Consider the following 15,324-nt stretch of genomic DNA (forward strand, 5'->3'; position numbering starts at 1 on the left):
GGCGCAGGCCTTGATCGGCGCAGGCCTTGATCGGCGCAGGCCTTGATCGGCGCAGGCCTTGATCGGCGCAGGCCTTGATCGGCGCAGGCTAGAAATTTTGACCGTTCGACTCGGGACCGTTCGACTCGGGACCGTTCGACTCGGGACCGTTCGGCGCGGGCGCGAAGGCGCGGGCGCGAAGGCGCGGGCGCGAGAGGTGGGTTCTGGGCGCGGTGTGATGTTGCGCGAAAGACCGAGTTGCCGCAACTTTTGGTGATGTCAGCCGTCAAGCACGGCGCAATCGCGTCTCGCGACAACACATATACATTTTGGCCGAGGCTCTGACCAGCACTTATCTGCTGGCCCTTGTCACCCTGCAGTCCTGACCGACGATCGGGGCCAGTCACGACATCGACATCCGGGTCCCGGACTCCAGGCGTCAACGGCATGGCCGACGGCAGACCGCAGTCGGTCTCCTTGCGAAAACCCACTCGCGCGAGGGAAGCGGGAGCAGAAGCGGAAAGCGGGGACGGAGGGCCGGGACCTTTGCCGAGGTCCCGGCCCTCCGCGTGCCCGGCGCCGCCGGTGGATGACGGGGACGGCGGGCCGGGGTTCTTACCGGTGGGGGTCAGCCGAGGCGGGCGTACACGTCGTCGAGGAGGCCGTGGTACATGTCGCTGGTGGTGTTGAAGTTGGGGCCGCCGATGCGCAGGGGGAGGTCGTTGCTGATGGAGAGGGTGGCGGGGATGGCGAGGGTGCCGCTGAGTTTGCCGTCCACGTAGACGCTGAGGCGGGCGCCCGAGCGCTGGCACAGGACCGAGTGCCAGGTGCCGTCGGCGACCGTGACGGCTGAGCGGATGAGGTAGATCACGGGTGTGGGGGAGCCGGTGCCGATGGCGATGCACTGGGCTTTGCCGTGGGTGGCGCCGATCTGCATTTTCCAGAGGCTCTGGGTGTCGACGACACCCTTCTGCATGACGTTGGACGAGCCTGCCACCTGGGCTTTTGTCAGGCGGACCGAGGCGCCCCAGCGGAACTGGCGGGTGCCCGGGTCGAGATCGGCGTCGTCGGTGCCTTCGAGCAGGGCCCGGGGGCAGGTGGGGGCCTTGGCGGGGCAGGGGGCGGCGAAGGCGGCGTACGTGTGGGGCCTGGTGCCGTTGAAGTTGATCCGGCCCTTGTCCTTGGTGCGGATCGTGAGGGCGGAGCCGCGCTGGGAGAGGTCGCTCACCTTGGTGGCGGAGGTGGTGCCGGTGTCGAACGTGTACCGGGCGACGGTGACCGGTCCGGCAGCCGCAGCGGCCGCAAAGCCGGCGGCAGCAGAGCCAGGAGCAGGGGATGCAGAAGCGGGTGCCGAAACCGAAGCAAGAGCGAGGGCGCTGATCAGAGCGGTCGTGGCGGTGAATCGCATCCGAGAAACGTACTTTTCACCCGGTAGATCGCGAAATGCAAAATATAGGTGTTTCAGCCTGGTTACGAACCGGGAAGGCCCAGGACCGGCGGAAAAGCGGCCGGTGCGAATCACCCGAGCGGGCTAATCACCTGGAGCGCCCGGGGAGGGCCGGCCAGAAGCCGGCGGGCGGCCGGAGCCGGAGCAGCCCGGCCGGGGGCTAGAGCAGCCCGGCGGACTCGGCGATCAGGCAGACCGCGACGAGGCGCATCAGGTGCCACTCGGCGGCGAGCCATGCCGGGCCGGACACGTACGCCTGGCCGGGCTCCGGGATCGGGCGGCCCATGCGCTTGGCGGCGGCGACGATCGACCTGGTGTACGCGGCGAGACCGTCGGCGTCGACCTCGCGGCCGGCCTGGCCGAGGGCGTCGCGGACGGCGGCGGCGTGCTGGTCGACCTGGGCGAGCAGGCCGGCGTCGCCGAGCGCGGCGGCCAGGCCGTCCACGCCCACCCGCGCCATCATCTCGTCCAGGAGCGCGCGGGCCGGGTCGGCGGCGGGAGCGGTGGAAATCGGGGCGAAGGCGAGGAATTCGTTCGTCATGGGAAGGACGCTAGGGCCTGCGGGCACCGGTTGACAGCGGGGTAACCGAACGGCACCCGACCCATGCCCGCAGCGCACCCGGGGGCACCGGATTCCGCCCTCGTGCCCCATTCGGCGAGGGCACGGATTCAGACCCTGGTGCCCCATTCGGCGCTCGTGAGCAGCTTGGCCGCGTCGCCGGCGGGCAGGGGGCGGGCGTAGTAGTAGCCCTGGGCCCGGTCGCAGCCGAGTTCGCGCAGCAGGTCGACCTGCTCGCGGGTCTCGACGCCCTCGGCGATGGTGCCGAGCTTGAGACCGGCGGCCAGGTCGATGATCGCCTTGACCATGGTGCGGGCGGCCGGGTCGGGGCCGTCGGATCCGGGTTCGGCCGAGGGGCCGGGCATGAAGGACTTGTCGATCTTGACGTGGTCGATCGGGAGGTCACGCAGGTACGCGAGCGACGAGTAGCCCGTACCGAAATCGTCGACCGCGACCTTCACGCCGTGCCCGCGCAGCGTCTCGAGGTGGCGGATGGCCTGGTCGGTGACCATTCCGGAGGCGACGAGGACACCCTCGGTGATCTCCAGGATGAGCGCGGAGGCGGGCAGCCCCGAATCGCGCAGCGCGCTGAAGACCTGGGCCGCGAAATCCGTCTCCCGCAGCTGGCGCGGCGACACGTTGACCGACACGACGACGGCGTGGCGGCGGCGGTGCCATTCGGCGACGACCTCGCAGGAGCGCCGCAGCACCCATTCGCCGATCGGCACGATCAGGCCGCTGTCCTCGGCGGCCGGGATGAACTGGTCGGGCGCGATCATCGTCTCGCCGGCGGGCTGCCAGCGGATCAGCGCCTCGACCCCGGTCATCCGCTCGTCGGCGAGCCGCACGAGCGGCTGGAAGTACACGATCAGCTCGTCGCGGTCGATGGCCCCGCGCAGGCGTTCGACCGTACGCGAGACCGCCAGCTTCTTCTCGCTCAGCGCCCGGTCGAACAGCGTCATCTGGTCCCGCCCGGCCGCCTTGGCGGCGTGCAGCGCCATGTACGCGTCCCGCAGCACATCCCCCGTGAGCAGTTCCCCGTCGAGCGCCCGCAGCCCGATGCTCACCGTGGCGAACAGTTCGTGGCCCTGCACCGCGAACGGGCTGCGCATCGCCGAGAGGACCCGCTCGCCGATCCGGGTGCAGCCGGCGGCGTCCTCGTCGTGGGCCAGGATCGCGAACTCGTCGCTGTCGAGGCGGGCGAGCAGGTCGCCGGACGGGAGGATCTCGTGCAGCCGCCCGGTGGCCGCGACGAGCAGCTCGTCGCCGACGGCGTGCCCGAACCGGTCGTTGACCTCCTTGAACTCGTCGAGGTCGAGGACGATCAGCGCGCCGGGACGTTCGGCGGCCAACGCCGCGGTGACCCGTTCGTAGAGCAGTTCCCGGTTGGGCAGGGCGGTGAGACTGTCGTGCTGGGCCTGGTGGCGCAGCTCGTCCTGGAGCTCCTGCTGCCGGCCCAGCGACTGTTCGAGGGCTACCGCGCGTCGCCGCCCGACGAGGTTGAGCTGCCGCATCCGGGTCACGACGAGCGCGGCGGTCAGGGCGGTGGCGCCGACCGGGACGATGACGTCGCCGGCGGTGACCCGGTCCACGGCGCTCTCGTGCAGCAGGAAGATCCCGGTCATGATCGGGGTGGCGACGACCGTGACGATGTAGATCCGGGCGGTGCCGATGTCGTCGAGCGCGTCGTCCTCGCTCGGAGCGGGCTGGATCACCGCCATCGACGGGTGCAGGGCGGCCGCGCCGAGCAGCGCGTTGGCCGCCATCCAGGAGGCCATGCTGAGCACGGGGAGGTGACCACCGTTGATCGTGGAGAGGAAGAGCGCGCTGTCGGCGACCAGCAGCCCGGCGGTCGCGGCGCAGAGCAGGACGTAGGCTGCCGACTTCGTGCCGCCGACCAGCAGCAGCCGCAGGCCGAGGGCGAAGATCGCCATGTCGAGCATCGGGAGCGCGACGAGGTGGGGCTGGCTGGGGATCCGGCCGGGGTCGAGCACGTACGGGTCGACCACCAGCGTCCACCAGACCACCGCCGCGCCGCTGGTGATGATCCCGGTCTCGGTGTAGCCGGCGAAGCGCAGGGCACGCCGGCTCTGACCGGGAAGGACCATCAGCGCGCAGGCGAGGATCGGGTAGGTGACGAGGTGGAACAGGCCGGTCGCCGCATAGTCGCTCATGCCGCCCACCGACTGCGGCAGAGGCCAGACCAGGTCGCAGAACAGGGCGTAGCCGACCCCGGTCAGCAGCAGGTACCAGCCGAGCGGGTGGCGGGGCCGGTGCACCCGCAGCCCCGCGACGAGGGCCGCGATCACCGCGAGGGCGCCGAGCAGCCGCAGCGCCGTACGAGCGGCCGGCCAGGGCAGGAACGGCAGGACAACGGCTGCTGACCCGAGAACGCTCAGGTACCACAACCACCACCGGCGGGCAGGGCCTGGAGGCCCGCCCGCCCGCGCTGTCGTTTGCCCGTCCGCCATTGCCGTTCCACGGTCGCATGCGGACCGTACGGCTACGGGCGGAACGGGACAGAACGTGTCAGGTCGGCAGTTGGTCCATCGCCTTGTAGATGCGTTTGTCCGATACGGGGTACGCCGTACCGAGCGCCTGCGCGAAGAAGTTGATCCGCAGCTCCTCGAGCATCCAGCGGATCTCGCGCAGCCCCTCGTCGGCGGGCCCGCCCACCGGCAGGTCGGCGCGCAGCTCGCGGTACTCGCGCTCGATCTCCTGCAGCTGGCCCATCAGTTGCCGGTCGCGGGCGAGGTTGCCACCGAGCCGGTCGAGGCGGTGCACGATGCCCTTGAGGTAGCGGGGCAGCTGGTGCAGCTGGCGCCAGCCGGTGTCGGTGACGAAACCGGGGTAGACCAGCGCCTTGAGCTGGGCCCGGATGTCGGCGAGCGCCGGAACCATGGACGGGTCGCGGGTGGTGCCGAGCCGCTGGCCGACGTCGTACGCCGTGGCGAGCACCGCCTGCACCTGGGTCACGACGGCGGCGGTCGCGTCGACCAGGTCGGCGCGCACCTCGTCGCGCAGCTTGGCGAACTCCGGCGTCGACCAGACCGGCCCGCCGGAGTCCTGCACGAGGCGATCCACGGCGGCCCCGGCGCAGTCGTCGAGCAGGTCGGCGATCGAACGGTACGGGTTGCCGCGCGACAGCTCCAGCTTGGCCCGGTTGTCGAGGCGCCCCTGCAGGTAGCGGGCGGCCGGGGGCAGCGTGAGCAGGAGCAGGCGCCGGGTGCCGTTGCGCATCGCCTCGCGCTGTTCGGCCTCGCTCTCGAAGACCCGGATCGCGACGCTGTCCTTCTCGTCGGCGAGCGCGGGGTAGACCGTGACCTCGTACCCGCCACGGACCTGTTTGATCGACCTGGCGAGCGTACCGAAATCATTGGTGGTGATGCCGCGCCGTTCGATGTCGCCGGCGGCAGCGGAGATGGTCTGCTGCACCTTGGGTGCGAGGCTCGCGCGCAGCACGTCGAGGTCGCGGCCCTCCCCCACCGGCGCGCCCTGCTCGTTGACGACCCGGAAGTTGATCCGCAGGTGGTCCGGCACGGCGCCGGGGCGCCAGGCGTCGCGCGGCACGATCGTGCCGGTGAGTTTGCGCAGCTCGGCGCCGACCGCGTCGCTGAGGTCACCGCGGCGGGCCGGGATGCGGGAGAGCACCGTGTCGGCCCAGTCCGGCACCGGCACGAAACTGGTGCGCAGATGCTTGGGCAGCGCCCGGATCAGCGCGACGACGATCTCCTTGCGCAGGCCCGGGACGTTCCAGCCGAAGTCGGCGGCGTCGAGCTTGTTGAGCAGCGGCAGCGGCACCTGCACGGTCACGCCGTCGGCCCGGGCGCCGGGTTCGAACTGGTAGGACAACGGGAGGCGTACGCCGTTGGCCCTCTTGTCGCTTTTTGAATCGTTGGTCGGCACCAGCCAGGCGTCGGGATACGCCCCCGGGTCGACCCCGTCACGCCCGGTGTTGACCAGCAGCTCGCGCGTGAACGTGAGCAGCTGCGGATCATCGTGGCGGGCCTTCTTCCACCACGAGTCGAAGTGCCGGGCGGAGACCACATCGGCGGGGATGCGCGCGTCGTACAGGGCGTAGACGGTCTCGTCGTCGACGAGGATGTCGCGGCGGCGGGCCCTGTTCTCGATCTCCTCGATGCGGGCGAGCAGCGTGGTGTTCTCGGCGAAGAACGTGTGGTGGGTCTCCCAGTCGCCCTCGACCAGCGCGTGCCGGATGAACAGCTCGCGCGAGACGATCGGGTCGACCTTGGCGTAGCCGACCTTGCGGCGCGGCACGATCGGCAGACCGTAGAGCGTGACCTTCTCGTACGCCATGACGGCGCCCTGCTTCTTCTCCCAGTGCGGTTCGCTGTAACTGCGTTTCACCAGGTGCGGGGCGAGTTTCTCGGCCCATTCCGGCTCGATGCGGGCGTTGACGCGGCCCCAGAGCCGGGAGGTCTCGACGAGCTCCGCGGACATCACCCAGCGTGGCTGCTTCTTGAACAGCGCCGAGCCGGGGAAAATCGCGAACTTCGCACCGCGCGCGCCGAGGTATTCACGCTTGTCGGTGTCCTTGAGCCCGATGTGGCTGAGCAGGCCGGACAGCAGGGCGGTGTGCAGCCGCTGCGCCTCGGGCACGCTCTCGTCGTCCTCGGAGAAGGCCAGATCGAGGGACCGGGCGGTCTGGCGGAGCTGGGCGTAGAGATCCTGCCATTCGCGTACGCGCAGGTAGTTGAGGTATTCGCTGCGGCACATCCGGCGGAACTGGTTGCCGGACAGCTCCCGCTGTTTCTCGCGCAGGTAGCGCCACAGGTTGAGGTAGCTGAAGAAGTCCGACTCTTTGTCGACGAACCGGGCGTGCTTCTCGTCAGCCTGCTGCTGGCGCTCGGCAGGGCGCTCGCGCGGGTCCTGGATCGACAGCGCCGCGGCGATGACCATGACCTCGGCGACGCATTCCTGCACGCCGCCCTCGACGACCATGCGGGCGAGCCGCGGGTCGACCGGCAGCGCCGCGAGTTTGCGGCCCATCGGGGTCAGGTTGCGCTGCTCGAGCGCGCCGAGCTCCTCGAGAAGCTTGACGCCGTCGGTGACGTTGCGCTTGTCCGGCGGGTCGATGAAGGGGAACTTCTGCAGGTCACCCAGGCCGAGGTTGGTCATCTGCAGAATGACGGAGGCCAGATTGGTACGCAGGATCTCCGGCTCGGTGAACTCCGGCCGCCCCTCGAAGTCCTCCTCCGAGTAGAGCCTGATGCAAATGCCGTCAGAGGTACGCCCGCAGCGGCCTTTTCGCTGGTTGGCGCTCGCCTGCGACACGGCTTCGATGGGGAGCCGCTGCACCTTGAGCCGGCTGCTGTACCGGGAGATCCGCGCGGTGCCGGGGTCGATCACGTACCGGATGCCGGGCACGGTCAGCGATGTCTCGGCGACGTTGGTGGCGAGCACGACGCGGCGGCCGGTGTGACGCTCGAAGACCTTGTGCTGCTCCGCGGCGGACAACCGGCCGTAGAGCGGGACGACCTCGGTGTTGCGCAGGTCGAGCTTGTTCAGGGCGTCGGCGGTGTCGCGGATCTCGCGCTCGCCGCTGAGGAACACGAGGATGTCGCCGCTGCTCTCGCGCCCGAGTTCGGCCACCGCGTCGGAGATGCCGTCGACGAGGTCGATCGGCTCCTCGCGCTCCTCCTCGGTTTCCTGCACAAGGGGCCGATATCGGACTTCGACCGGATATGTCCGGCCTGATACCTCGATCACCGGGGCGGGCTTGCCGGCCGCATCGCTGAAGTGCTCCGCGAAACGCTGGGTCTCGATCGTCGCCGAGGTGATGATCAGCTTGAGGTCGGGGCGCTGGGGCAGGAGCTGGCGCAGGTAGCCGAGGATGAAGTCGATGTTGAGGCTGCGCTCGTGGGCCTCGTCGATGATCAGCGTGTCGTAGCGGCGCAGCATCCGGTCGTGCTGGATCTCGGCGAGCAGGATGCCGTCGGTCATCACCTTGATCATGGTCTCGTCGGAGACCTGGTCGGTGAAGCGGACCTTGTAGCCGACCGTGGCGCCCAGCTCGGTGCCGAGCTCCTCGGCGATGCGCTCGGCGACCGTGCGCGCGGCGATCCGGCGGGGCTGGGTGTGCCCGATCTGGCCGTTCAGGCCGCGCCCCAGCTCGAGGCAGATCTTGGGGATCTGGGTGGTCTTGCCGGACCCGGTCTCCCCCGCCACGATCACGACCTGGTGGTCGCGGATCGCGGCGAGGATGTCGTCCTTGCGGGCGCTGACCGGCAGCTCCGCGGGGTAGGTGACGACCGGCATCGACGCGACGCGGGCCGCGCGGCGCGCCTCGGCCCGCTCGATCTCGCCGGCTATCTCGGTCAGGGCCGCGGAGCGCGCGACGTCGTCGCGGATCCTGCGGGTGCCGTCGAGACGGCGGCGCAGGCGGCGCTCGTCGCGGGGCAGGAGTTCGGACATCCGGCGGCGGAGCTCGGCAAGATCCGGGCTTACGGGGGCTACAGACATGGCGACACAACAATAGGCATCCGCGCCCCCGAGCGCCTGGTGATTATCGCCGCAGCTTGTCGATGTGGGCCATCTCCTCCTCCGACAGCACGAAACCGTCGATCTGGGCGTTCCTGGAGATGCGTTCCGGGGTCACGCTCTTCGGGATGACGACGATCCCGTGCTGGATGTGCCAGCGCAGCACCACCCGGGCGGTGTCGACGCCGTGCGCGGACGCGATCCGGGTCAGGACCGGGTCCTTGAGGTTCGTGGTCTTGAACGGCGAGTAGCCCTCGACGACGACGCCCCGGTCGCGGTGCTCGGCGACCAGGCTCGGGTCGTACAGGCTGGGTCCCCACTTGATCTGGTTCACGGCGGGCTTCTGACCGGTCTCGTCGATCAGCTCGTCGATGTCCTTGATGTCATAATTGCTGACCCCGACGGCCCGGACGAGGCCCTCGTCGCGGGCGGCGAGCATCGCGCGCCACATCGGCACGGAGTGCCCGGCGCTGGGCTGCCAGTGGATCAGCCAGAGGTCGATGGCGCTCAGGCGCAGGGCCTCGAGGCTGGCCGCGAGGACCTCGCGCTCCTGCCCGGCCTGATGAGCGGGCATCTTGGTGGTTACAAACACCTCGTCACGGGGTACGCCACTATCTGCCAAAGCACGCCCGACCTCGGCTTCGTTGCCGTAGACGGTCGCGGTGTCGAGGTGCCGGTATCCGGCCTCGAGAGCCTCACGGACCGCTTCGTACGCGGCTTGTCCTTCGATCTGCCAGGTGCCGAAGCCGAGCAGCGGCATGGAGAGGCCCCCGTCGAGGGGTACGGAAGCAATCGTCATACCCCCATCTAACTCCTGGGGGTGGACCCTCTGGGAACTCCCGGTCGGAGCGGCCGCACGACAAGGAAATTGGTCACGTGCCCGTGTCCGGACGCGGCCTCGGTCTTTAACCCTGCGACTACAACGCAAAACCGGAGGCCGGGCCCCATGATCGTCGTCGCCGAGGACCACGAGGACATTCTGTTCGTGCTGCGCCGCGCTCTCGAGAGGGCCGGGCACGAGGTGGTCACCACCACCGACGGCGAGGAAGCCCTGGAAGCGGTACGCAAGCACCTGCCCGACATCGTCGTCACCGACGTCGACATGCCGAAGATGACCGGGCTGGACCTGTGCCGGGCGATCCGCGCGGACGAGGGCCTGCGGCACATCCCCGTGGTCCTGGCCAGCGGGTCGATGCTGCCCGGCGACGCCCGCGCCGCGGAGGCGGGTGCGAGCGCCACCCTGCTCAAGCCGTTCCTGCCCGCCCAGCTCCTGGCGTGCGTGGCGTCGCTGCTGCCACCCCGGTCGGCCTGACACTCTCCCCGGCGGGCCTGACGCTCTCCCCGGCTGGCCTGACGCTCTCCCCGGCTGGCCTGATGCCCTCGCCGGCCGGCCTGACGCTCTCGCCGAGGCGGGTCAGTTCGACCACGTCGGCGCGTTCCGCGAGGGCCCGGTCGAGGGTCACCGCGGCGAGCGGCAGGGTGAAGTGGAAGCGCGTGCCCCCGCCCGGGTTGTCGGACACGCCGATCCTGCCGCCGTGGCGTTCCACGATGCGGCGGCAGATCGCCAGGCCCAGCCCGCTGCCGGCGTACCGGGCGGCGGCCGGGGCCCGGTGGAACGAGTCGAAGATGTTGGGCTTGTCCGAGTCGGGGATGCCGATGCCGCGGTCGGCGATCTCGATCCGGGTCCAGCCCGGCGCACCCGGTCCCGCGGTCACGTCGATCCGCGCGCCCCGGCCGCTCGGGACGTACTTGAGCGAGTTGCCGATGAGGTTGTCGAGGACGTGCCGCAGCATCGCCGGGTCGGCCCGGACCTCGGGGAGCCGGCCCACGTAGAAGTCGGGGGCGGCGCCGTCCGGGCGTACGTGCTCGGTGCGCTGGGCGATCACGTCGGCGACCAGCGGGCCGAGAGCGACGGCTTCCAGCTTGAGCGGAGCGTCCCGCGACGTCGTGTACGCGAGCAGCGTGTCGATCAGCGCCGCCATCCGGTCCACCGCGTTGGCGATCCGGTCCATCGCCGCGCGCGCCTCGAACACCTCCGGGCCCTCGGGGGCGTCGGCGAGCTCGTCGGCGGCGGTCTCGCAGTGCCCGCGGATCACCGCGAGGGGCGCTTTGAGGTCGTGCGCCACCACCCCGGCGAAGACGGCCAGGTCGGTCTCGTAGCGGCGCAGCTCGGTGATGTCGTGGAAGACCGCGACCGCGCCGTGCTGCCCGGCGCTCGGGTCGAGCGGGCGCCCGTCGACGCTGACCAGGATGCCGTCCTTGCGCTGGCCGTTACGGATGAGGATCTCGACGCCGTCGCAGGACTCGCCGCGCAGCGCCCGCATCAGCGGCAGCTCCTCCAGGGGGAACGGGGTGCGCCCGTCACCGCGGAACAGCCCGTAGTGCTCCTGCCAGCCCTCCGGCTCGTCGATGTCGTCGGAGATGCCGAGCAGCCCCTTCGCCGCCGGGTTGTGCAGCAGGAAGTGCCCGTCCTCGTCGACGACGCCGACCCCGTCGCCGATGCTGGTCATGACGGCGGTGAGCAGACCGGCCTGGCGACGGCTCTCGGCCTCGGCGGCGCGCAGCTCGGCGGTGGCGACCAGCACCTCCTTGCGGGCCCTGGTGCGCCCGGTGGCCAGGATCCACACCAGCAGCGCGAGCATCAGCGTGACGACGAGACCGCCGAGCAGGACCGTCGCCGGGGTGCTCGTCCGTGCCCCGGGCAGGTTGCGCGAGTCGGCGCCGGTCGTCAGCGTCCACTGCGTGTCGGCGACGGGGAAGCTCGCCGTGCGGGTGAGGTCGAGGCGGCCCTTCGCGTCGTACGAGGCCACCTGGACGGGTCTGCCGGCGCCGTCCCTCGCGACCAGGCGGCCGTCGAGCAGTCCCTGGCTGGCCTGGCCGAGCACGCCGCCGAGGAAGTCCTCGCCGTGCAGGCCGAGCGCGAGCCAGCCCCGGAACTCCGGGGCGAACACCGGCGTCACGAACAGGAACGACAGCTGCTGGCGGTTGGCGGGCAGGTCGCGGTCACGCAGGAGCACGTACGCCGCGGAGACCGTGGGCCGGCCGGTGTGCCGCGCTTCCACCAGCGCCGCGGCGCCCTCCGGGGACTCCGCCACGTCGATACCGGCGGGGCGCTCCTCGTTGTTGTTGAGGGTGCGCTGGAAGACGGAGAAGTAGTGCTCGGCGGGCGTACCCTTCGGCCTGAGCACCAGGTCCGTGGCCCCGCGGCCGCGCCACAGAGCCTGGGTGGCAGCGACCTGGCCCGCCACCGCCGGGACCACGAACGCGACCGAGGTGGCTCCGGGCAGCGTCGCCCGGTCGAGCGGCGCCGTGCCGGCGGCGAAGTCGGACGCCGTGAGCCGGGTGTTGGTGCCGAGACCCGCGGCGACCGCCTGCATGAGGTCGCGGTACCGGCCCGTCTCCGTCGTGACCGCGGTCCGGGCGACGGCCGTGCGCTGATCCATCACCCGGGCGGCCGCCGCGCGCTGATCCTCGCGCAGAGCCCCGACGGTGAGCAGCGTCGCGGTCATGCCGACGACGAGCACGTTCGCGGCGAGCAGCGGACCGACGAAGCGTCCCTGCCACGCGCTCGGCCCGTTTCTGCTGCTCACTGACAGGAGCATAGGACGCAGAACACCCCCGCCGACGAGGTTCCGCCGACGGAGGTGCCGTCCGTGCGCTTCCCGCAACCCGCGGCGCCCGTTGCCGCCCGCGCGCCCCAGAAAGGTTGTGTGCAATTTAGTTGTGCACAACTAAATTGCACACAACCTGACTCAGCGCTACTTCCAGGTGTCGTACTGGTAGAGGTTCCAGGCGGCCATGATCCCGGTGACCTTCGTGACGTAGTTGGGGTCGGTGGCGTACCCGGCCTTCCAGATCTTGAAGATGAACTTGTTCGCGTCGGTGGTGTAGTCGAACGCGCCGGCGTAGCGGGGGTTGACCCGCAGGAAGCTGCCGTGGTCCCGGAACGAGTGCGCCATGGTGGGGTACGTCCGGAACGCGCCGGTGGTCGCGAAGCACGTGCCGGCCTTCGTGCACTCCTGGGTGTTGTAGACGTGGCAGCCGTCCGCGTACCTGCCGAACGCGCCGTTGAAGCACTTGATCCCGAAGTAGTTCCGGTCGACGGCGGCGAGGCCGCTGCGGCCCCAGCCGGACTCGAGGATGGCCTGGGCGATCGTGACCGACGGCGGGACGCCGAACTCGCGCCAGCCACGCTGCGCACCGGCGACCGACGCCCTGATGAACTGCTCCGGGGTCAGCGTGACCGCCGGCTCGTCGCTGACGACGGCACCCGCGCAGACCGGCAGCGGCCCCGAGTAGATGAAGCCGTGCGAGATGTACGTGCCGACCGACGTCCGGTCCCACTGCTTCGTGGTCCGGACCGTTCCGGTGACGCTCTCCCCGGCGACCTTGCAGAGCAGGTTGATCGTGCGACCGGTGTTCACCGATGCGAGCACTGCTCCGGACGTCGCGGGCGCCGAGCGCAGGTTGACCTTGCCCTCGAGGCTCTTCACCGTGCCGACCACGAAACGCCTGGCGTTCGCGGAGGTGACCGGCTTGGCCTTGGTCGGGACGGCGGCCCCGGACTCGGCGGCGCAGACGGGGATCTTCTTCGACGTGGCGACGTACGCGTGGGACACGTAGCGGCCGGCGCCGAGGCGGTCCCAGGCGGCCGAGGTGCGCACGGAACCGCGTACCTTCTGCCCGGCGGTCTGGCAGACCACGGTGACCTTGTCCCCGCCGCGCAGCGTGCCGACCGCCCCGGCGGTCAGCGACGGCGCCGAGCGCACCTTCAGTGAGCCCGTCACCTTGACGGTCGTGGCGACACCGGTGGCGGCGGCGCTCGCGGCCTGCGGCGCTGCGAACCCGGCGCATACGGCGGCGAGCAGCAACGGCCCAGTGAGCAGTCGTCGGGCGGTGTGCGTCATTGACATCCCCTCGATCGCGGCGTCGGCATCCGTGCCTCGGCTCTGTTCGAAGGTCTCGGTGCGCCGTTGCCGCCCGAGAGCGATGCGGGGTGCAGTCGGGTTGCCGCGTTCCCCGCCGGGTGACAGGGCTATATTCCGGGCGGTTGAAACCCTGGCGGTATGGGCAAAGCTGAGCCGCCCACCTCACCCCCAGGAGGACCCCCGATGACGGCCGTGGCCGCCCCTTCCGTTGCATCCCCCGCCCCGTCCGACCCGGCGCCGAAAGGCCGCGGGGCCGGCAGCGTGTTCGGGAACCTGTTCGTCGCGCTGCTCGCAGCCGGCGGCGTCGCCGCCGCGTACTACGTCTGCGTGCTCACCACGATCGGGCAGAAGGCGGACACCCTGGCCATGCGTGGCGCCGACGTGAGCCATCCCCGCTTCGTCGAGGTCATGCAGCGCGCCCTCAACGGCACGACCCTGGTCAGCCTCGTGGCCATCTGCGTCGCCGCCGCGCTGATCGGCTTCGTCCGCCGGCGCAAGGACCTGGCGATCGCCGCCGCGCTGCTCGTGCTCGGCGCCAACGCCAGCACCCGGCTGCTCAAGACCTACCTCGAACGCCCCGACCTCGACGGCACGGGCATGCCGAACTCCTTCCCGAGCGGGCACACCACCGCCGCGGCGTCCGTCGCGTTCGCCCTGATCCTGGTGCTCCCCTACGCCATCCGGGGCACCGTCGCGATGATCGGGGCCGCGTACACGACCACCATCGCCGTCGCCACGGTCTGGGCGGAATGGCACCGCCCCAGTGACACCGTCGCGGCCCTGTTCGTGGTGCTGGCCTGGAGCGCGCTCGCCTCGGCGGTCGTTCGCCTCGGCCGCGTACGCATCACCGGCGTCACCGCCCGCCCCAACCGCATCGCCATGTGGATCTTCGGCGTCGTCGGCGCCCTCAGCGCCGTCGCGGCCGTCGTCGGCTTCAGCGCCCTCGCCCTCGGCGAGCACCTCACCCCGGACCTCGTCTCCGGACGCTACGTCTTCGCCGCCGGAATTGCGGCGGTCACCACAGTGGTCGCTGCAACCTTCGCCATCTGGGTACGTCTGGCAGCAGGCGACCGCCCCACCCCCGCGCCCCAGCCCGAATGACCCCTTCGCAGGAGGCACCCATGACCACCCCGACTCCCCCCGCCACCGAACCCACCGCCGGCGCCGTCCCCCCGGGCCCGGCCGGCGTCCCGGTCCTCCCCGCCGCCGACCCCCTGGCCCAGGCGGCCGCGGACCAGACCGGCCCGTCACTCACCATCGGCACGTACGCCGACTACGCCCTCGCCCAGCAAGCGGTCGACTACCTCTCCGACAACAAGTTCCCGGTCGAACGCACCGCCATCATCGGCACCGACCTCCGCCTGGTCGAAAACGTCCTCGGCCGCATCACCACCCTGCGCGCAGCCGGCGCCGGCGCGGCCAGCGGCGCCTGGTTCGGCCTGTTCATCGGCCTCTTCTTCGGCATCTTCAGCAACGCCAACTGGTACGGCGTCATCTTCCTGGGCCTGCTCATCGGCGCCATCTGGGGCGCCGTCTTCGGCGCGATCGCCCAGGCCATGACCGGCGGCCGCCGCGACTTCACCTCCCGCAGCTCCCTGCAGGCCTCCCAGTACGCCGTCACCGCGGACGCCGAGGTCGCCGACGAGGGCCGCGCCCTGCTCACCCGTCTCAACTGGAACAACAGCGGCGCCAGCTGACCCCTTTTTCTCATCTCCCGGCGCCGCCTCCGCAGGGGGCGGCGCTTTTTCCATGTACGCCAACCGTGCCCGAAGCGCTCACACCACGCCGGCCGCATCGAACGGCCGCGACCTCCCATTCCACTCCCGCCCGGTAGCGCGCGTCACGCAAGCCGCACCCCACGACCGCAACCCCGCCCGGTAGCGCGCGTCACGCGGGTCGCTGCTCCCAAC

The 15,324-nt window shown here is 70.8% G+C and carries 10 protein-coding genes; 3 read left to right on the forward strand and 7 right to left on the reverse strand.

What is annotated here, in order from left to right; translation table 11 throughout:
* Window positions 1-607: 607 nt before the first annotated feature.
* The 5 genes from Ahu01nite_RS27495 to Ahu01nite_RS27515 form a co-directional block, all read right to left on the reverse strand.
* Entirely contained in the window at window positions 608-1,387 is a 780-nt protein-coding gene (locus Ahu01nite_RS27495; RefSeq protein ID WP_203839539.1) for a LamG-like jellyroll fold domain-containing protein, read from the reverse strand.
* A 199-nt stretch (window positions 1,388-1,586) separates the two neighbouring features.
* Window positions 1,587-1,967 carry a DUF6401 family natural product biosynthesis protein gene (locus Ahu01nite_RS27500; protein ID WP_203839540.1) on the reverse strand — a complete coding sequence of 127 codons (381 nt, stop codon included), beginning with the start codon at window positions 1,965-1,967 and terminating at the stop codon, window positions 1,587-1,589.
* A 128-nt stretch (window positions 1,968-2,095) separates the two neighbouring features.
* Window positions 2,096-4,456, reverse strand: a complete 2,361-nt coding sequence (locus tag Ahu01nite_RS27505) for a putative bifunctional diguanylate cyclase/phosphodiesterase (protein WP_203839541.1) — start codon at window positions 4,454-4,456, stop codon at window positions 2,096-2,098.
* A gap of 58 nt (window positions 4,457-4,514) precedes the next feature.
* The gene (gene hrpA, locus Ahu01nite_RS27510; RefSeq protein ID WP_203839542.1) at window positions 4,515-8,468 is read right to left on the reverse strand and encodes an ATP-dependent RNA helicase HrpA; all 3,954 of its coding nucleotides are present in this window, start codon (window positions 8,466-8,468) and stop codon (window positions 4,515-4,517) included.
* Window positions 8,469-8,511: 43 nt separating this feature from the next.
* Entirely contained in the window at window positions 8,512-9,285 is a 774-nt protein-coding gene (locus tag Ahu01nite_RS27515; RefSeq protein ID WP_239159180.1) for an aldo/keto reductase, read from the reverse strand.
* A gap of 147 nt (window positions 9,286-9,432) precedes the next feature.
* Here Ahu01nite_RS27515 and Ahu01nite_RS27520 point away from each other — a divergent pair, with 147 nt between their 5' ends.
* Window positions 9,433-9,798 carry a response regulator gene (locus Ahu01nite_RS27520; RefSeq protein ID WP_203839543.1) on the forward strand — a complete coding sequence of 122 codons (366 nt, stop codon included), beginning with the start codon at window positions 9,433-9,435 and terminating at the stop codon, window positions 9,796-9,798.
* Here Ahu01nite_RS27520 and Ahu01nite_RS27525 read toward each other — a convergent pair.
* Entirely contained in the window at window positions 9,731-12,076 is a 2,346-nt protein-coding gene (locus Ahu01nite_RS27525; RefSeq protein ID WP_239159181.1) for an ATP-binding protein, read from the reverse strand. The two genes, Ahu01nite_RS27520 and Ahu01nite_RS27525, sit on opposite strands and share 68 nt — an antisense overlap.
* A gap of 168 nt (window positions 12,077-12,244) precedes the next feature.
* Window positions 12,245-13,393, reverse strand: a complete 1,149-nt coding sequence (gene gsmA, locus Ahu01nite_RS27530) for a sporangiospore maturation cell wall hydrolase GsmA (RefSeq protein WP_203839545.1) — start codon at window positions 13,391-13,393, stop codon at window positions 12,245-12,247.
* 204 nt (window positions 13,394-13,597) lie between these two features.
* Here gsmA and Ahu01nite_RS27535 point away from each other — a divergent pair, with 204 nt between their 5' ends.
* Window positions 13,598-14,515 (forward strand): phosphatase PAP2 family protein, encoded by a 918-nt coding sequence (locus Ahu01nite_RS27535; RefSeq protein ID WP_203839546.1) that lies wholly within the window; start codon window positions 13,598-13,600, stop codon window positions 14,513-14,515.
* Between the two features lie 20 nt (window positions 14,516-14,535).
* Window positions 14,536-15,111 (forward strand): YflT domain-containing protein, encoded by a 576-nt coding sequence (locus Ahu01nite_RS27540; RefSeq protein WP_203839547.1) that lies wholly within the window; start codon window positions 14,536-14,538, stop codon window positions 15,109-15,111.
* Window positions 15,112-15,324 lie beyond the last annotated feature (213 nt).

The sequence above is a fragment of the Winogradskya humida genome (genome assembly GCF_016862215.1).
GTDB lineage: Bacteria > Actinomycetota > Actinomycetes > Mycobacteriales > Micromonosporaceae > Actinoplanes > Actinoplanes humidus.